Annotated in this window: 14 protein-coding genes; 3 read left to right on the top strand and 11 right to left on the bottom strand. The window is 48.2% G+C overall.

The window, feature by feature from the left end; genetic code table 11:
• Positions 1 to 472 precede the first annotated feature (472 nt).
• From D3H65_RS06660 to D3H65_RS06650, 3 genes are all read right to left on the bottom strand, one after another.
• The gene (locus D3H65_RS06660) at positions 473 to 1627 is read right to left on the bottom strand and encodes a glycoside hydrolase family 43 protein (protein ID WP_119049511.1); all 1155 of its coding nucleotides are present in this window, start codon (positions 1625 to 1627) and stop codon (positions 473 to 475) included.
• A gap of 198 nt (positions 1628 to 1825) precedes the next feature.
• Positions 1826 to 2587: a leucine-rich repeat domain-containing protein gene (locus D3H65_RS06655; RefSeq protein WP_119049510.1), complete on the bottom strand. Its 762-nt coding sequence runs from the start codon at positions 2585 to 2587 to the stop codon at positions 1826 to 1828.
• Positions 2588 to 2599: 12 nt separating this feature from the next.
• Positions 2600 to 3184, bottom strand: a complete 585-nt coding sequence (locus tag D3H65_RS06650; RefSeq protein ID WP_119049509.1) for a hypothetical protein — start codon at positions 3182 to 3184, stop codon at positions 2600 to 2602.
• Positions 3185 to 3644: 460 nt separating this feature from the next.
• Here D3H65_RS06650 and D3H65_RS06645 point away from each other — a divergent pair, with 460 nt between their 5' ends.
• Both D3H65_RS06645 and D3H65_RS06640 read left to right on the top strand, forming a co-directional pair.
• Positions 3645 to 4292: a Vps62-related protein gene (locus D3H65_RS06645; RefSeq protein WP_119049508.1), complete on the top strand. Its 648-nt coding sequence runs from the start codon at positions 3645 to 3647 to the stop codon at positions 4290 to 4292.
• Between the two features lie 75 nt (positions 4293 to 4367).
• A complete protein-coding gene (locus D3H65_RS06640; RefSeq protein ID WP_119049507.1) occupies positions 4368 to 10613 on the top strand; it encodes an FG-GAP-like repeat-containing protein in 6246 nt (2081 codons plus the stop codon).
• A 71-nt stretch (positions 10614 to 10684) separates the two neighbouring features.
• Here D3H65_RS06640 and D3H65_RS06635 read toward each other — a convergent pair whose 3' ends face one another.
• The 4 genes from D3H65_RS06635 to D3H65_RS06620 form a co-directional block, all read right to left on the bottom strand.
• Positions 10685 to 12148, bottom strand: coding sequence for an APC family permease (locus D3H65_RS06635; protein WP_119049506.1), 1464 nt, complete (start codon positions 12146 to 12148; stop codon positions 10685 to 10687).
• Positions 12149 to 12167: 19 nt separating this feature from the next.
• Positions 12168 to 12542, bottom strand: coding sequence for a nuclear transport factor 2 family protein (locus D3H65_RS06630; protein ID WP_119049505.1), 375 nt, complete (start codon positions 12540 to 12542; stop codon positions 12168 to 12170).
• A gap of 67 nt (positions 12543 to 12609) precedes the next feature.
• Entirely contained in the window at positions 12610 to 13212 is a 603-nt protein-coding gene (locus D3H65_RS06625) for a TetR/AcrR family transcriptional regulator (RefSeq protein ID WP_119049504.1), read from the bottom strand.
• Between the two features lie 86 nt (positions 13213 to 13298).
• Positions 13299 to 14489, bottom strand: coding sequence for an exo-beta-N-acetylmuramidase NamZ family protein (locus tag D3H65_RS06620; protein WP_119049503.1), 1191 nt, complete (start codon positions 14487 to 14489; stop codon positions 13299 to 13301).
• Between the two features lie 169 nt (positions 14490 to 14658).
• Between D3H65_RS06620 and D3H65_RS06615 the strand changes: the two genes are divergently transcribed.
• The gene (locus D3H65_RS06615) at positions 14659 to 15468 is read left to right on the top strand and encodes a LamG domain-containing protein (protein ID WP_162915452.1); all 810 of its coding nucleotides are present in this window, start codon (positions 14659 to 14661) and stop codon (positions 15466 to 15468) included.
• 110 nt (positions 15469 to 15578) lie between these two features.
• Here the strand turns inward: D3H65_RS06615 and D3H65_RS32810 are convergent, their stop codons facing one another.
• From D3H65_RS32810 to D3H65_RS06600, 4 genes are all read right to left on the bottom strand, one after another.
• Entirely contained in the window at positions 15579 to 15851 is a 273-nt protein-coding gene (locus D3H65_RS32810; RefSeq protein WP_162915451.1) for a hypothetical protein, read from the bottom strand.
• 192 nt (positions 15852 to 16043) lie between these two features.
• Complete coding sequence (locus tag D3H65_RS06610; RefSeq protein WP_119049501.1) at positions 16044 to 17066, bottom strand: LLM class flavin-dependent oxidoreductase; 1023 nt, start codon at positions 17064 to 17066, stop codon at positions 16044 to 16046.
• 155 nt (positions 17067 to 17221) lie between these two features.
• Positions 17222 to 18262: a DUF6807 domain-containing protein gene (locus D3H65_RS06605; protein WP_119049500.1), complete on the bottom strand. Its 1041-nt coding sequence runs from the start codon at positions 18260 to 18262 to the stop codon at positions 17222 to 17224.
• 4 nt (positions 18263 to 18266) lie between these two features.
• Positions 18267 to 19622: a Gfo/Idh/MocA family protein gene (locus tag D3H65_RS06600; RefSeq protein ID WP_119049499.1), complete on the bottom strand. Its 1356-nt coding sequence runs from the start codon at positions 19620 to 19622 to the stop codon at positions 18267 to 18269.
• Positions 19623 to 19714: the final 92 nt, after the last annotated feature.

Raw genomic sequence — 19714 nt, 5'->3', positions numbered from 1 at the left:
AGTAGTGGCAACAGTTAACAGACAAAGTATTTTATTTAACCGCTACCCACTCAATTGGGTATATTTCGAAACAGTTTTTTTATCAATACTCTCATAGACCGTAAGCGATTGTTGTTGCTTATTAATATAGCTGTTGCTTTGTATAATATAATATTATTCAAGTTATCCCTATGTAAACAAATTCATTCCGCTTACCAGCGCATCATCGTTCATTGATAAAGCTACAAGTTGTGTAGACTATCTTTAATTGCAATATACCCAAACACCACTAATCCCTGCAACGCAAATTGCCCAGCCAGTCTATCATCAGTTACCCTTAGGCCTGATGGGACTGTCTTGTCTTATATCAAACTCTTTCCGGTGTGTGAAGATGGCTGATGCAAACAGGTTTGATGGCTGATACCTGGAATCTGATTGATAATACTGCCATCATGAAACAGATTGGTCTTTTGCCATAGAAGAAATATTCTTTTTAACGCTCCATCGTACCGGAAGGTATTGGCTGTGGTGTGGTAGTAGGTCCGTCTACCACCAGCCGGTCATTTTTCAACACTTTCATGCGGTCAATGAATACTACCCGTTTATCGCCGGTAGCTGTCGTACGGCCATGGTATACACAAAACATTTCTTTGCCATCCGGTGAGTAGGTAATACTATTATGTCCTGTGCCTGTTACTACCCCACCCTGCTCAACATTCTTATCCAATACAGGGTTATTGGCTGCCTTTTTAAAAGGGCCCAATGGACTGGCTGAAGTTGCATATCCTACTGCATAATTTTTCCCACCGAAATAGTTGGCGGAATACATCATGTAGTAGGTGTTCCCTTTTTTAAAGGCAACCGAACCCTCCGTCCAGCGGCGGTTCACCTCTTTGGATGTAACAGACCTGCTTTCCCAGGCGGATTGTTTGTCGGTCATGCTTACCGGCGGACGCAACAACAGCACCGGCTCTCCGATCACGCCGCTGAAGTCGGGCTTTAATTCAACTCCATATACCCAGCTTTCTTCAATTTCCTTGTACCAGCCTTTGTCCCTTGCCCAGGTGGCTACTTCACTTTCTACCGGATGCTTATAACAGCAGCGCGAATAATAGAGGTACACCCTGCCAGTTGCATCGAATAATACATTGGCATCAATGATGGGATATCCGGGGTCAAAAACAGGTTTGTTGGCCAGGTCAATAAACGGCCCGGTAGGTTTATCGGCCACCGCTACCCCAATACGGAAATTCTCCAGCTCTCTCGTCGGATTTTCCTTCCATTGGGCACTGTAGAACATATAATACTTTCCATTGACCGCATACACTTCAGGCGCCCAGTAAGCGCCTTCCCAAGCAGCCTTAGGATCGCTCCAGCCATTCTTGTTATCGTGGAAATATACCTGTCCTTCATTTTTCCAGTTTACCAGGTCGACGGAAGAGTAAGCAGCAAAGCCATTTTTGGCGCCGGCACCGGTGCCGTACATATAGTATTTGTCGTCTTTTACGTGCAATACATAGGGATCTCCAAAATCAACCGCCAGCGGATTGGTGAAAGTGAGCGGCCCCTTGGCTTTACCTTGTTGAGCCTGGGTCGTGGCCGGCTGCAGCACAGCAACCAACAAACAAAAAGCAATCAATCTGTTCATCCGGGTATCAAAGTTTATTAAGTGATCTAAAGGCACGAAATATAGGTATATAAGTTTAAATTGGCTGTAGGAATATTATTGCAGCCTATAAGGTCCAACTATGGCCATACCAGTTGCCGAATCAAAGAATGAGGACATAAAAGTGCTTTGGCAGGACTATGAGTTTAGGGGAGCATAAAACAAAGCTGGAGAAAACTATTAATACCAACTCAGGTCCTCTAGTTTTACCGTGCCACTTAAGTTGAGTGTTTTGATATTGGAATTATAACACCTGCATGTTGTGAGATTGGCCAGGCCCCGGATATCCAATGAAGGAATCGGATTGTCCTCAATTCTTAAAAATTGCAGCTTGGGCATGGCGGTAAAGTCCAGATGATGTGCAATTTGATTTCTGGAGGCCCAGAAATCGATCATTTCAGGGCAGTTGTTGAACTTGACTTCCCGGAGCTGATTATCATGCAATTCTACCTGTTTCAATTCGGTCATATTGCTCACATCCAACCGGGTAAATTGATTCCAGCCAAGGCTTAAAATGACCAGTTTTTTCAGGTGGGCGATTTCGATGCTCCGGAGTTTGTTTTTGTGGCAACTGATATTGACCAGGCTGTCGCAACCCTTGGTGATGACTGATTCCAATTCATTGTCGAAGCCATATATAAACTTGAGCTTCTTCAAACCAGAGACGTCTACCGTTTTCACTTTGTTTTCGTGAAAGCCAAAATCCACCAGGTTCACAAAACTTTTAATGCCTTCCAGTGAAACAATACCGGCTTTGACGACGTACAATATGGTCACCTTCTTAGCTTCCTCTACCTGTATCTGTCCGTCGCCATTGGTGTCAACGCCTTGATCAATGATCGCTTTTTTGAAATTGGCATCCGGAATTCGGACAACCTGCGCCAAGGCGCCTAATGAAAAAGCCATGAATAAGGCACACCCTGCCAATATTTTAGTAGTCATGTCCGGCAATTTTTAAAGGGTACAATTAATCACCTGCCCATTGGCAGCGATCTCTACAATTTTTGTAAACATTTCATCGGTTTGGTACAGAAAGCGGGTCTTTTCCATAATGGCCCTGCTACCCTGTCCTATCTGTACGCCATGGCCATTATAGGTAGTAGTGGTTTCGGTGCCCACCTGCTTTTCTCCATTGCCTACCTTGGTTTGTACAACCCTGGTTTGCAGGTAATATTTGCCCGGATTGAGCCCTTTGAACTCAAAGCTGCCGTCTTCACCGATCATGGTCAATATCCGGTAACTATAGGCTTCATCTGAGAGGTAGATCGCTTTTTTGCCTTTTTTGTCCTTCTGTTTGAGTTCGAGAAATTCGAGGAAATAATCGGTGCAGGGATACAACTCTACCAGTCTCACCAGGTAGTTGCCTTTTTTAGACACAAAGCCCTTGATGGTGCAGGTGCCGTCTTTGCCGATCATGGCTTCGGCGACTGCTTTGTCAAAGGGGGTATTGGGGCTAATTACTTTAGGTGTCCTTTGCGCCTGTACCAGGAAGGCTTGCAGGGTCAGGATGGCTACCAGGCCTATGGTTCGTGTTTTCATATGCTGTCCGGTTAATTAGTAGGTAGTTGGAATCTACAAAATTACCGTTAAGCAGACACCTGAAAAATACCTGGATTCCAGTAGTTGCCCCTCCTGTTTTTTAGGGGTAATTATTGCCAGCCGCGCTGACCTGGATTGGCCTGCCTGCTGAACAGCACTGTTTCATCACGTTAAACAGGAACCGGAATAAACTGTTAAAATCACACAAACCCAACGGTTTAGAGTAGGTTATTATTAAATCAGTGAAAGTTGACAAAGAAAATAATTCAAATTAGATATTTTTTATATTATATTTGTCCTGCCTGCGTAATACTTTATTTTTCTCCATGCTAGAAATAGCAGATTTGATCACTCCATTTGATACCTATTGTAGTAGCTGGTTAAGGTTATGAAAGTTTGCATTCCCGACGGGATGAATGATCCCTCGCGATGGTACATTTTTTAAATTCAAACATATACTATGCAAACCACTCAGGCAACGCGTCCAAAGGGCGTAACGCCATCAGCGCAGTCCTATTTAACTGCTCACAGTATCAGTACGTATTTAAATGTGTCGATCAATTCTATGGAGTCCTATGCCACGGAGAAGGCCAGCTGGTGGATCCCTGCCATCCAGCAGATCCTTCCCACCGCCACTACCAGCTCTTATGCTTATTTGGGGTATTATGCTACCAACAACTTTACGAATCCGCCGGCAGGGTCCTGCAATATTTACATGGCGAACAATGATGATCCCACTAATCCCTGCTTTGCACCTCCTACAGGTTTTGCCGAGATATGGAAATGCTCGGGTAACGGTGCGCCCAGTTACCTGGGTATCTACAATCCGATAGCTCCGCAAGGTTACATCGCCATCGGCACTGTAGCGGTGATGGATTTTAACAGCCCGCCCCAGGTGGCCCAATATCCTGGCCTCATGTGTGTAAGGCAGGACCTGGTACAACAGGTATCATTAAATACGACCAGCAATTTTATCTGGGCCGACCATAATAGCAAGGCGGCACAAGATGTGAGTGTGTTCCAATTGCCCAATTCACAGATCTGTTACGCTGTTTCGGGCTATCCTACTTCCATTGTGACATACGACATCGCCCCTCCGCAAGCTTAACCTTTGAAATTCCGCTAACACATTCATCAATGCTGCCCCATGCCGCCGGCATGGGGCATTTTATAATTCAATACCATGGACACAGTAACCAATGTTTCTGCATTTGGCATCAAACAAGGATCATTTAGTGTTGATGCCAATGGCGCAGCCAATTATCAATTACCTATAGAAATTCCTCCCGGCATAGCCAATGCGCAACCCAATCTTCAGTTGACCTATAACCACGGCGCCGGTAACGGTATGTGTGGTATAGGCTGGTCGCTCGGTGGCCTCTCCTCCATCACCCGTACCAATGCCATCCCTGCCATCGATAGTTTTTGGGGAAGCATTAACTACAATGAGAACGACCGTTTCGCCCTCGACGGACAACGGCTTATCAACATCACCGGCGATTATGGCCAGCCAGGCACCATCTATTACACCGAAAATCATCAATGGAACCAGGTGGTGGCAGGAGCCAGCCCACAAGACGGATTTACCGTGTATAAGAAGAATGGCGTTATCTGTAGTTATGGCACCACCCCCGATAGTTGCATCATGGCCCTGGGCACCGATAATGTACGGGAATGGGCCCTCGCTTCCATCCAGGACCTCAATGGCAACCGCATAGAATACCAATATACCAATATCCCGCTGGAAGGTGGCAGCAATACCGGCGCGTATTACCTCAGCAAGATCATTTATACGGTAACGAATAATACCCAGGCCAATTTTACTGTCAACTTTGGTTATGCAGCCAGGCCCGATATTATTACTACTTACTTCGGTGGTTACCTGGTACAAACCAGTTATTTGCTCACTACCATACAAACCACTATCGGCAGCGAGCCCATACGTACCTACACCCTTACCTACGGAAAAGGAACGGCTACAGGCTTCAGCCTGGTAGAGAACATTACCATCACCGATGCGAATGGCAATACATTGCCACCCATCCAAATAGGCTGGCAGGATGTTGCCCAGCCAACATTCGATACCAGTCAGCCATCTTCCCTCCTGCTCAACGCATACGGTGTGGTGCAAACATCGCCGGTAGATGTAAACGGGGATGGCATTACGGATATCCTGCAGTTTTATATGTCCCAGCAGAACCTGAGTGTAGTGACGTATCTGGCAACTCAGGTAAACGGTCAAATTACGTACAGCACACAAAACTCAAATGGTCAGCAATTAGGATATTATTCCGGCACTATCGGCACCAATTATAATATATTCACGGCAGATGTGAACGGAGACGGGCTTTCCGATATCGTGGTGGTGTATCCCGGTGGGAATAATAATGAATTTATTTGTATAGACGTTTTTATCAATAACGGCACTTCGTACAGCAATCCTTATACCACCATCACTACGAGCCCCTGGCAAGGCAGTAGTTCATTGGGATTCTTTGCCATCGATGCCAACGGAGATGGCCGGGTAGACCTGGTGCAGGCTTATGATTATAACGGCATACTTAATTTCAATATCTGGTTGTCCACTTTTGTCGGCAGCAACGGTAGCTTTTCTACCAACGCTTTCAGTTACAATACCCAGCAGGAATATGCCAACCCTGTATTCTGGCCAATGGACGTGAACAATGATGGCATTACCGACATGGTAGTGCTATGGCAAAACTCCTCCGGTTTATACCAGGTCACTGCTTACATCACCACCAATTTGCCCGGCTCACTCAATTTTTTTACGACGTCTGTCACTTCCAATTTAAACACTCCGGACAATGGAACCGTATCCATTTTGCCGGTAGATGTAAACGGCGATGGCATATTGGACATCCTGCAGCTCACCGAAAGCGTAAATGACTCCTCTTTCATCCTGCAGCCCTTCTTCTCCACCTGCACTGGTCAGTTTGTACCAGGTACGTCGAGTACCTTCGATTCGGAATTATACGGCGCTTCCGATCTTTACCCCCTGGGGCTAAATGGCAGCGGGCAAACCAATATTGTAGCCTCCTGGCTCGATAATGACAATTGTTGGAACTTCACGGTCTTTTCAGCCAACCCCTCCGGCGTATTTGCACAAGGGGCCTCTATCAATACCGGTCAGAATATGGCCCAACTCAACTTCTTTGCCGGTGATGCCAATGGCGACGGAAAGGCTGACCTGTTTTATACCTATACAGATAATAACAATAATATTAATGTACTGCCATTCCCTTCAGCAGGGCCTTACCCTGATCTGGCCAACAGTATCTGCGATCAGTTGGGTAATACCACCACCATCACCTATGCGCCGCTAACCGATAGCGATGTATATACTGAAACGGCCCAAATTTATCCCGTTACCACCGCCCGGCAATATCCTTGTATTATGTCGCCGGTCCAATTTCCCGTGCAAAACGTTATGGGTATGGCCAAATATGTGGTAGCAGCCTATACTTCTACCAATAACGCCACGCTGAACAGGTTTGCCTATGCCCAGACTTTTGAGATGCAGTACCAGCATGCCAGTATCAACCTGATGGGCAGAGGCTGGCAAGGCTTTCAGACCGTTCAGCAAACCAATACGGGTACCGGGCTCAGTATTATCAAGAACTTTCTCCAGACCTTTCCGTATACAGGCTCCCTGGCATCACTCTCCAAATCGCAAAATGGTAATGAACTCCTGAAACTAACGGTGAGCACTTATCAATCCACACCCTTTCAAAGGCACGGGGCCGATCCTGCCAATGTAGCCTATGAGGTACTGACAACAGGTATGCTCGAATACTATTATAATTCCGGGGCAGCCAATTTTGATTCGCTGACAGCAAAAAGCTTTGCTTACGACGAATATGGTAATCAAATTGAAAAGACCTGGTGGGGTTATGTACAATACATCGATCCTTCGGGCATAAATTGTACGGCCCCTTTTCCCACTGTATCGCCCATTACACCGGCAGAAATAGTGTATAAATACAGCGAATACCAGAACGATGTATTGTCACCCGGGTGGGCGCTTGGCTACCTGTTGTACCAAAAAGAAAGCAGCAATGCCACCGATACCGATATCACCACCTTTCAACCGGGTGATTATAATTTATCGGCACGCACCTATACGTCCAACACCTACAACCTGGCTACACAGGGCGGCTGGGACAACCAGAACAATGTGATGCTGATCACCTCATTTACGTACGATACTTTTGGCAACAAAACGGTTGTTACAAAGCCTGGCAGCCAGCCTACCCTGTATACTTTTGAAACCGCTTACAACACCTATGCGGAAACCATGACCTCGCCGGACAATGAGCAAAATACACCGTTGACTACGCTGGCAGGTTATGATCCAAGGTTTGGCAAATTAGTAGCCAAGCAGGATGCCAGTGGTTTTATCACCATTATTGGCCTGGATGGGTTTGGGCGTAAAGTGACGGAGCAGGGACCCATACCTGCCGGCTGCAATCAAAGCGACCCCAATGCATGCACGACTTACGTTACAGGCAGCGCCTCCTTTTTATCGGCTCAGGTGCTCACACTTAAGACCATCGCCTACCTCAATGATGGTGCGGGAGGTATCTATATGCAGGGCAGTACACTGCAAGCATTTCCAACAGATAATACGCGGGAATGGGCCGGTCACTGGAAATACATTGACGGTAAGGGAAGAACAGCCCAGGTGGCGGTACAAGCTGCCGCCAATAATGGCTATTCTGTTTTGCTTACAACCTATGGGGCCTATAATAAGCCGCTTACCAAAAGCCTGCCTTTTTACAGCACTTCGCTTACAGCGCCTGTTGCCACAGCGCTTACCACCTATCAATATGATGCACTGGAACGTACCATAACCCGGCAAACCCCATCCGGCGCCAACGACCAGGTGATAGTGACCAATACCTGGAGTTACGACACCTGGCAGCAAACAACTGTCACTGAGGCATCCGGCACCCCGGAAGCATACGTCACTGTATTAACCCGTCATTTGTTCAATGGCAGACCCCAGCAAATACAATCGGTCATCAGTAACGACAATAACGCCACCACCACTTTTGTCTACGATCCGTTGGGCCGCATGCTAACGGTAACTGATCCGCAGCATATTCAAAACACCGTGACCTATGATTCGCTGGGACGCAAGATCAATTATAACAATCCCGATCAAAACCCGTTGAACTATGCATCGGGCGCCCTCACTTACCAGTATAGCGCTGCCACGGGTTGTGTGCAAACCATTACAGATGCGTCTTCGGCCACCGTTACCTATGCCTATGATGCCCTTGGCAGGGTCATTCAGCAAACTTATTCCGATGGCAGGGTGATTGCCTTTACTTACGACACCGCCACCAATGGAATGGGTCATCTGGCTACTGTTACCATCACTTCAAATGGTAATACAGAACTGCAGAAAACCATGGGGTATGATGACTACGGAAACACTACCAGTCAAACGATGACTATTGATGGCCAAACCTATACCACCACTTCCGGATTCGATCCGGTAAAGCGCCTGGTAGAGCAGGGCTACAATGACGGCACTACCCTTACACGTACCTATCAGTTTGGCATGCTGGCCTCCCAGCAACTGGAGGCTGTAACCATTGATTATCCGGTAGACAATTATTTTGCCAATGGCCGTTTCGGTGTGGTGCAATACAGCAATGTGCTAACGGCCAACTACACGTATAATAGTGCGGGCCTGGCTTATACGGAAACCTTTGAAGGCAGTTCAAATGAGCAGTTGTTGAACTTTAGTTATTCCTATGATCAGCTCAACGAATTGCTGACCAGTGATGAATCGGTGGCAGGTAATAACCAGGCCTATAGCTATGCCAGTAAAAGGGTACAAACCGTTGGCGGATCTGCGAATATGCCCAATGGATCATATGCTTATGATAGCGCGGGCAGGCTGACTGGCAAAGACAACAATAATTACACGTATGAGGGTTCTAATTGTCCGTCGACCATCACGGGCAATGTGCAGTATAGTGTAACACGGGATGCCAGTGGCCGGGTGGTGACGAGAACGGTAAATGGTACAACCTATGTATTTGTTTATGATGCTTCCAGCAACCTGGTGATGATCATGTCCGGGGGCAATATCGTTCGCGCCATGCTGTACGATGAGTCGGGCAACCGCGTCCGGGAAGCTTTTGCCGATGGAACAACGGCGGTGTACGTCAACCCCGCCTTCCGGGTATATACTGATAGTGCCGGCAATAGCAGGAATGTCAAAAATATAATGGATGTTGTGGGGATGGTGGCTACTGTGTCATCGACCAGCACGGGTAGTACAGCTCTTTTTTACCGGCGTGATCAGAAGAAAGACGTCACCCATATTTTCGATAGTACCGGAACCCTGCAAAGCGCCTTTGCTTTTGATGGATTTGGTATTCCTTCACAGCTTACCACAGCGGATAAGCCGGGGCCTTTGTATGAAGGGCGGAACCTGGATCAGCAAACGGGCTTGTATTATTTCGGGGCCCGTTATTATGACCCTAATTCCGGCACCTTCATCGCACCCGATTCCAGATTGGGCGCCCGTAATAAGTTAGTGCCCGGCGCCTGGAACCGTTTTGCTTTTGAATTGAACAACCCGGTAAACCAGATGGATGCCTCCGGACACCATAGTATATGGGGTTATATTGCGATGGGAGTGGGCGCTGTAGCCATGGTGGCGGTAGCGGCTATTGGGCTGGTGCTTACCGTTCCCACCGGGGGGGCATCTGATGCAGCCGCCGGGGAGTTGGATGCCGAATTGGGGATACTTGAAGTGGCCGATGCCGGAGCTGATGCTGCTTCCGACGCGGTGGCAGATGCAGGACAGGCAGCGGGAGAATTTGATGATGTGGAAGCCGGCGTTGATGGTGCAAATGCTGCAGAAGGTGGTCCTGAACAGAGTCGCAGTTTCGTAAGGTCCGCTTTGGGGGTGGCGACCCGGATTGGTACCAATACTGTTACGAGCGCTATTTCCGGTGCTGTACTAAACGCTGGGATGTATGAGGCGGGTAGCTTGTATGAGGATGGCTCCTGGGGCTCCTGGAGTGGTTTGTTAACGGCGGTGGAAACCGGTGCCTTATATGGCGCTATAGGTGGGTTCGTATCCGGCGGGCTGACCGAAGTGGTAGGCGATATTAGCAGTTACAGCTTGATGAGTCAGCTGGGTATAAAAGGGACCATTGGTGCAGCCGGCAACGTGGTGGGAAAGATTGTCTCCACAGAAGTCATGACTAACCAATTCCCTTCTGTGTTGAGTATAGGTATGTCGGTGGGATCGGGTTATTTTTCTGGTGTGTTTATGGATACGAGCAATCTCACAGCCATGAAAAACTATTTTTTCACACCGTCAGCTTCAGCCGGTTACGAACCGGTAGAAATTGAGATGGTGGAGTTAGGCAGCGCCCTGTAAGGGCCTTGCCTACCTATAGGATGAAAAGCCTGAATAGCCGGGGAGTGGGGACTAAAGCCTCATTCCCCCTGCTATTTATTCAGCTTGCTGTGCTTAGCGCTGTACAGGAAATAAACGGCAATACCTACAACGCTCCATATCAGCAACCTGAACCAGGTTGATACATCCAGACTAAACATCAGCAGGATATTGAAACCCAGGCCCAAACCAGCTACCAGCGGCAGGTATTTCACCTTGAAGGGCCTGTGCAGGTTGGGTTGCTTTTTGCGGAGTACCAGCACCGCCGCACAGATCATGGCAAAGGCAAACAGGGTACCGATACTGGTCATTTTGGTGGCTTTTTCAATAGGTGTAACGGCTGCTATCAGCGAGGCAATGGCGCCCAGCAGGATGGTGCTTTTCCAGGGTGTTTTAAACCGTGGGTGAATGGTGGCAAACATCTTCGGCGGCAATAGTCCATCCTTCGCCATATTTAAGAAGATCCTTGTTTGCGACAGCAGCATGACCAACATCACGGAGATCAGGCCTATGACTGCGGCGATCGTAATTAACAGGGAAGCCCAGTTAAGGCCCACAGCACTAAAGGCCGAAGCGACCGGCGCGCCCATATCCAGGGCGGTATAATGCGTCATGCCGGTAAGCGTGAGGGATACGAGGATGTACAGTGCTGTACAAACGATCAGGGAAGTAATGATGGCAAACGGAATGTCCTTTACCGGGTTCACCGCTTCCTGCGATTGGGTGGATACCGCATCAAACCCGATGAAAGCAAAAAATACAATACCGGCAGCGGTGAGCACACCCGAAAGACCATAATGACTTACGCCGGCACTATCAACCACTTTGGCAGGGATAAAAGGTTGCCAGTTGGCCGGATTGATATACGACACGCCCACTACTACCACGAATAACACAGCCGCTACCTTCAGGGCAACAATAATATTGTTTGTTTTGGCCGATTCCTTGATACCCTTAACTAATATATAGGTGACCACCCACACGATCAATGCTGCCGGCAGGTTGATCGAGAATGCCGGTGGTGTCATGCCCAATTTCAATGCTTCTTCCCGCGCAGTAATGGGATCATTCAGGAGCCAGGGTGGTAAGTTATGTACGCCCGATAGATGCAAGAGCTTTACAAAGTATTTCGACCAGCTGACCGCCACCGTGGTGGCCCCCATCATATATTCCAGGATCAGGTTCCAGCCGATAAACCAGGCAAAGAACTCACCAATGGTTCCGTAAGAGTAGGCATATGCCGAACCTGATACGGGAAGGATGCTGGCAAATTCTGCATAACAAAATGCGGCAAACAGGCAGCCCATCCCCGCCAGTACAAAAGATAAGGCCAGTGCTGGTCCGGCATATTGATTGGCGGCTACCCCGGTCAACACAAAGATACCTCCGCCAATCACGGCACCTACACCAATGGCCGTTAACTCCCATTTACCCAGGGTTCTCGTCAGCTGACTGGTCTTAATATCATCCTGGTAGGCCTCCAGGGGCTTCTTCCGTAATAGCTTGTCAAGATTCATGAAAGCAGGTTTTGGTTATTTAATACCTGGAATTTTCCATGGTATAATTGCAGGTGACTTTTATGGCTTTTCCGTGAGCGTCCAGTTCAAATACTTCGGCTACCTTTTTGTTATTTACAGAAGTATAGTAGATCACCACAGAATTAATACCGGTAAAATGATTGTGTAGCGTAAAATGAAGTTCCGGGAACGCATTCAACCCGATCTCAAAATACTTCTTTAGATCGTCCTTGCTCCTGATAACCCCTTCTTCATTGAATTTCAGCAACCGGATCATGGGAGAATAGAATGCTATGTCATCGGCATAGTGCTGCAGTATGTTATCAATCTGATGACTGTTCCAGGCGTTTATCCATTCAGTAGCAAAATGATCAGTCAGTTGTTCTGGTAGCATGGTGCTGTGTTTATTTCCCGGTTACTATTAAAAATATACCGGTTGGTATAATATTAGTGCAAAAAGATCAGGCCTTCAAACCGGCTATCATTTTCTCCAGGTAATCCATGGCTATTTTCAGCTCTGCCGTCCTGCCCGTCACTTTGGCCTGCATAAAGGCCCCTTCCACTAATGAGATCAGGATCACCGCTACCTCGGCAGGATTGGTATCCGCTTTTATTTCCCCGCGGGCTATGCCCCGTTTAACTTGATTTTCAATCGCTTTTTTCCAGAATGCCAATGCGCTGGCGGCTTTTTCTTTCAACTGGGGATGTGTGTCATCGGCTTCGGTGGCCGTATTTAATATAGGGCAGCCTGTTTGCAGAAAGGGCACTTTCAAATAATTGCGGTACACGTAAGGGTAAACCAGTAATCGTTCGATGGCATTTTCCGTAGCCAGTAATTTTGCCTTGATGTATTCGGTTACTCTGTTGTGGTTGTAATCGAACACGGCTAATGCCACTTCATCTTTGTTGGCAAAGTTGCCATAAATACTTCCTTTCGTTAAGCCCGTGGCGTTGGTAAGGTCGTTCAGGGAGGTACCGGCAAATCCCTTTTCATTGAAAATGGGGGCTGTCTTTTCAATGATAAACTGCCTGGTTCTTTCTGCTTTTGTTACCGTTTCACTCATGACGGCTGTAAATATAATCCAAATTATACCGAGTGGTATATTTTAGGGGTATTTATTTTGAGTGACCTGCTATCAGCAATCAATTACTAATACAATAAATAAGGCCCTACCCTATTCCGCCAATCGCCGGGATCAGTATAGCGATTAATGTCTTCGGTACTATTGTCTCCAGATCCGGCAACCAGGGATTCAGCGTCTTTTAGCCCTGTCAGCAGATCGAGGTGCCTTGCTCCACTTTGATTTACATGAGTAGGATAAGGAGCCCAGGCAAAAGAATCAGGATGGGCATTTTTGATCAGGCGTATCAGCAGCCACCCAAACGCTACCGGCCGGAAGACGGCGGGATCAGCCACATGCAGCATAACGCCGTGGCATGGTTGCCCGGCATATTTCCCTTCCCAGGGATGAAAGCTGACCGGCCGTGCAAATACCCCCTTCGGATGCAGGTCATTGATAAGTGCAGCGATGCGGGGGCCATCCATCCAGGGAGCGCCGGCAACGCGGAATGGTGTGGCAGTGCCTCTCCCCTCGCTGATATTGGTGGCCTCCAGCAGCCCCAGCCCCGGGTACAATAGGGCTGATTCAAAGGAAGTGATAGCCGGTGAAGTCGGCACAAAAGAATGTTGCTGTTGGGAGTAAAAGATTGCCCGCTCCCAGTTGGCACAATGAATGATATCCAATTTAAAAGCATGGGCATTTTCCTGCAAAACTTTACTGCTCCCGGTTGACTTGAAATAGAGGGCCAATTCACCCAGCGTACAACTATGTCTAATGGGAATGTTCCACCTGCCAATAAAGCTGCTGTTGTATCGCTCATCCAGCATAGGCCCTTCTGCCAGCTCCAATCTACCGGATAAGGGATTGGGCCTGTCGGCGATTACCAGGTGCTTTTTATGCATCGCACAGGATTCCATCACATGCGTCATGGTCCACAGATAGGTATAGAAACGGCAGCCGATATCGGGAATATCAAATAGTACCAGGTCCAGTTCAGCCAGATCCCGTTCATCAGGCGCCAGCTTACTGCCGTACAGGCTGGTAACGGGAAGCCCCGTCAACGGATCAATCCCATCGTGCATTTCCGCTCCATCCACCCCGATCGTATCCAGTCCATGTTCCGGAGAAAACAACCTGGTGACGCCAAATCCGGCTTCCAGGAGGGCCTGCCGGGACGGTTTGAAGTCTGCAGTACAGGCTGCATGATTGGTTACCAATCCAATCCGGCTGTTTTTCCACGCTGGCGGGTTGGCCAAGAGTATATCAATTCCTGATAGCATTAAGCTAAACTATAAAAAAGATAGGAACCTACCCGACTGATAAAAATGACCCCTAAATGTATCAATGGCCCCCCTACACTTCCATAGATTTTAATGGAGATTTATACTGCCTGGTCAATTCAAGTAAGACAAGGATACTACAAATTAAACCTTCATCAAAAAAGCCATTATGAAAAGATCAAACCAAATCCTCATTGTTTTCCTATCAGTTATGATGGGTTCCTCCTGCACTAAACAAGCTACTGAGAACAATCCGGCTCCGGAACCACCAGTACCAGAGGTTGAAACAAACGCTGTTAGCTGGGTAACGGTGCTGCCCACCACTTCCTTTAATTCTTTCAGTACTTACTGGGGCAATTTCTACCCATGGGGAGCCATAGATCATAACGGTTCTGCCCGTATGAGAACCCAGAATATGAGTATCTCGGGCGGTGTATTGACCATCACCGCTTATCCCGGCACCGTGGCCGACAAACCCAGTATTCACTATTTCTCGTATACCTGCTATGCCAAACAACAGGTGACCGTCAGCGCTTCATGGCCTAAATGGCGGGTTTCCGGTGAGTTCCAGTGTCCTTCTGTAAAAGGTACCTGGCCGGCTTTCTGGTTAAACGGAGCCAATCAGTGGCCTCCGGAAAGCGATATTATGGAATTTAAAGGAAGCACCACCAACTGGACAAACACCTACAAAAATCAAAATGGTCAGTGGTCGAGTGTGGGCACCACCATTTCAAACCCGTCTAACTGGCATACCTACACAGCCTATTTAACAAGAATTGGTACTACCAACAACGTAAATATCGAGTACTGGACCGACGGGGTGAATGTATCCAACCAAACTGGTCAAAACTTCGTGAATGAACCGCTTAACTTAATAATTGACCTGCAGATGGAAGGTTCATCGGGTACTCCCGGCCCAGGCGGCAACACGGTGATGCGTGCGAGAAACGTGACCATTCAAAGAAGCGCTACCTTATAAACACAATCTTCAACTATAAGCTTCCCTGTCTTGCAGCTTGATTCGGGTTAAGCCGGGCCCTGTGTTAACCAGGGCCTGGCTCATTTAAGGCTACTGCCGGAAGCCCTGCCCTACTTTCCCCTGCACCGGGGCCTTCGCCTCCACCGGCATTCCTGGGCACAGGAACTGGCTGGTAAGTGGATGTATTGCCGGAGGTGGTCGTAAGGACTACAGATTGCCTCCGGATTGCCTACGTATTGCCTGAACGCTCTATGAAAAGGAGGCCAGTTCTCTAAGGACCGCAGGCAATCCGTAGGCACTACGAAGGCCAGCAGGCCGCCAAGTAATGCGGATATCATGGCCGCAGGATTGAAGTGGGGGATGTTTGCTGTTGTTGTTATCATATACATCAATTTTAATAACACAAAGCTGGAGGGATTCTGCCGACCATTTTACCAGGTTGTTACCAGCCTGGTAAAGATTTATTTTTGCAACAGGGCATAAAAAAACGCCCTGACTAGAGCGTTTTTCCAACTACAAATATGGCCGGCTGTTCAATGCCGTAAGTGATTTTTAAGATATAAATAGCAAAAAAGCTACCGCCACCCCAACCCCGGTGCCACATGCTCCAATATAGAAGACAGTACATGCACATTGTAATCGACTCCCAGGGTATTGGGTATCGTCAACAACAGCGTATCGGCTTCCTGGATCGCTTCATCCCTGGCTAATTCTTTTATCAACTGATCCGGTTCACCAGCATAGCTTTTTCCGAAAATGGCGCGTTTATCGGCTTCGATCATACCAATTTTGTCAACTCCATTGACATCTCTTCCAAAGTATACCCTGTCCTGATCATTCATCAAGGCGAAAATAGACCGGCTCACCGACACCCTGGCCTCGCGCTGGTGCCCTGCTTTTTTCCAGGCTTCCTTATACAACCTGATCTGCTCGGCTTGCTGGATATGGAAAGGTTTACCACTTTCATCGAACTTCAGGGTAGAACTTTGCAGGTGCATACCGTTTTCGGCCGCCCAAACGGCAGTAGCATTAGAGGCTGCACCCCACCAGATACGCTCCCGCAGTCCTTCCGAATGGGGTTCCAGGCGCAATAAACCCGGTGGGTTGGGAAACATGGGGTACGGGTTAGGCTGGGCAAATCCAACCCCTTTTAGCTTATCCAGGAATTCCAGCGCTTTGCGGCGCCCCATTTCGGCATCGGTTTCCCCTTTGGCCGGTTCATATCCAAAATAGCGCCAGCCATCGATCACCTGTTCCGGCGAACCCCTGCTGATGCCTAATTGTAACCGCCCGCGCGAGATCAGATCGGCAGCGCCGGCATCCTCCACCATATACAGGGGATTTTCATACCGCATGTCAATAACACCGGTCCCGATCTCTATCTTGCTCGTTTTGGCGCCGATGGCCGAAAGCAAAGGAAAGGGGGATGCCAGCTGCGCCGCAAAATGGTGTACCCGGAAATAAGCGCCATCCAGGCCCAATTCTTCGGCAGCAACAGCCAGGTCAATAGATTGCAGTAAAGTATCACTGGCTGTACGGGTTTTATAGGCCGGATGACCAGACCAATGCCCAAACGATAAAAATCCTATTTTCTTCATAAATCTCCTTTCAGGTATTGTTGCACAATATAAACGCCTGTATATCTACAAGTCAATGTATAAATTTGTTGTAAATATAAAAAGGGTCAGGAATAAGGAGTATATACCTTGTCCCAACCCTTTCAGGTACCGTTGCACAGTATGATAAATGATACTTACTTCTTTACCGCAAACGCTGCCGCCAGCTGATTAAGTTGTTGCGCCGAAGGCGTTTTCTTTCCATCGCTTACTACGATGCGGTAACGGAAAGTAACGGATTCACCCTTTTGCAATTGCAGGTTTTTAGCGCTCGCGCCATTGGTAAAGATCGCTTCCCCCAGCGGGTTGGCGGCAAACAAGCCATAGCCACGGGCATGCCAGAAAGTAGGATAATTGATATTCGACGGATGGTCGATGATGGCAATACTGATCGAATCCTTGCCCATCTTTCCGTACAGTTTGCACCAGTCGGCCCGGGTGCTCCAGGCAGCATCGCCTTCCTTGCCTGCACTGGTGATATAATTACCATTGGAAGCCGCTTCGGCTTTTACAGAGGTCACATTGCCTTTATCGTCGGTGAATTTCTTTTCTTCTTTGGTGGGTATCTGCAGATCCTTTGCGACACGCAGGCCCAGCATACCATCCTTGGCATCTTTAAATAATACCGTGGTGTTGGCTTTCAAAGTGGTTACCCGGTCAATGATGCGTTCATGTTCGGTACCGCTGAATTCGAACCGCGTCGTTTCTTCCAGCAAAATATCATTGGCCTGGTTGGTCCAGTTGGCATGGTAAGACAATACCCCTGTATTACCACTTTGGGTTTCCAGGATGCGGTCGGTCTTGATCCAGCCATACTTGTTCTTTTTATCAGCCGCAATGGCAAAGGAGTTATTCCAGAAATCAAGCCCGTTCACATTTTCAAAGTTGAACCAGATGCCGATATGATGCGGGTGATCCGTTGGTTCACCGGGCAGGGGGGTAAAAGGAAATCCCCGCGTCACGATCGTTCCGTTGGAAGCATGTACCGGGTAAAGCACCGGTTTCTCCAGGGTATCGGGAAACAGAAAACTGGTAAAAGGTTTTGAACCGATCAGGATGTTGACCTTATTTTCTTTGTCAACCTTTATAACCTGTACAGCTTGTTTTTTTTGAGCAAAAGAGGTGGCAAAGAAGGCCGTGCACAATGCGCACAGCCCGATATTTTTTATTGAGGGCATATTTTTAATATTTAAAAGGCTTCCCGCCTACCATTACTTCTTGTGTCTTTTCATTGAAAGTGGCTTTCTGACCGGTATGCACAGCGGCATTGGTCATGATGGTGGCCACAGAATGACTATAACCGGCTTCTACCGGCGCATTGGGTTGTTTGCGGCTGCGTACACATTCCATCCAGTTGCGTACGTGGTTGCTGGTGAGCTTATCACCACCGGTATTGGCAGAAGCGATCACCGGTTCTGCTTCGGTGAGACTCATTGCCGGCAACAGGTTGGGTTGCATTTTCATTTCATCGGCAAATCTTTTGTTCAGGCCGCCTGTGGGAGACACTTTGTTGGTGTTGAGGTTCAGCTCGCCGCCATTGGAATAGTAGATCTCCGTGGGTCTTTCATCACCATTGTGCATTCGGCTGCCGAAAGTAACCTGGAAGCCGGTAGTCAGGTCATTGACAGGACCGTAATCGAATACAGCCGTAATGGTATCCCAGTTCCTCCTGCCGTCTTTCCACATATAAATACCGCCATTGGCCACCACACTGCGGGGATGTTGCAGTCCGCTGAACCAATGCACCGTATCGATCTGGTGGCTCATCCATTGACCGGCCAGGCCGGATGAATAAGGCCAGAACAAACGAAACTCGAGGTATTTGCGGGCATCCCAGGGCTCATATGGCCTGTTCATCAGGTAGCGTTTCCAGTCGGTATCTGCTTCCTTGCATTGCTCCACCAGTGAAGCCCTGCGCCAGCGGCCGGGCTGGTTTACGTTCCAGGTCAGTTCCACCATCGTGATGGGGCCAAACTTGCCGGAGCGGATGAACTCATTGGCGGCATGGTAATTGGCGCCGCTTCTTCTTTGCGAACCTATTTGCACAATGCGGTCAGTAGCTTTTACGGCCTTCAGGGCAGCCCGATTGTCTTCCATCGTCTCTGCAAAAGGCTTTTCCACGTAGGCATCGCAGCCGGCCTTTACGGCCTCGATGGTATGCAGGGCATGTTGAAAATCGGCGGTGCTGATGAATACGGCGTCCACTAATTTCTGGCTGTACATTTCTTCATTGTTCCGGCAGGCCACTACATCGTGTCCCATTTTCTCTTTCCAGGTAGCCGCGCCTTCCTCCCTCCTTCTTTTCCAGATATCCGATACGGCCACCACATCAAAATTCAATTCTTTGTAATGGTTCATGAAGCAGGGAATATGCGAGCTTCTGTGCCGGTCTGAGAAACCAACTACACCCACACGAACGCGGTCGTTGGAACCGATGATACGTCTGTAACTCTGAGCGGAAAATCCGGCATTGGCAGCCAGTAGGCCGGCGCCGGCTAATGCAGTCTGTTGAATAAAATGACGACGGGATCTTTTCATATCGGCAAGAATTTTTATTTATCGAAAACGTTTTCGGAATACCCAATGGGGGATTTACAAACCACAATATAATGAATTTTTACTCCTATCCT

Source organism: Paraflavitalea soli (assembly GCF_003555545.1).
GTDB lineage: Bacteria > Bacteroidota > Bacteroidia > Chitinophagales > Chitinophagaceae > Paraflavitalea > Paraflavitalea soli.
Note: the sequence above shows the minus strand (reverse complement) of the source record. Positions and strands in the feature narration are given on the sequence as shown.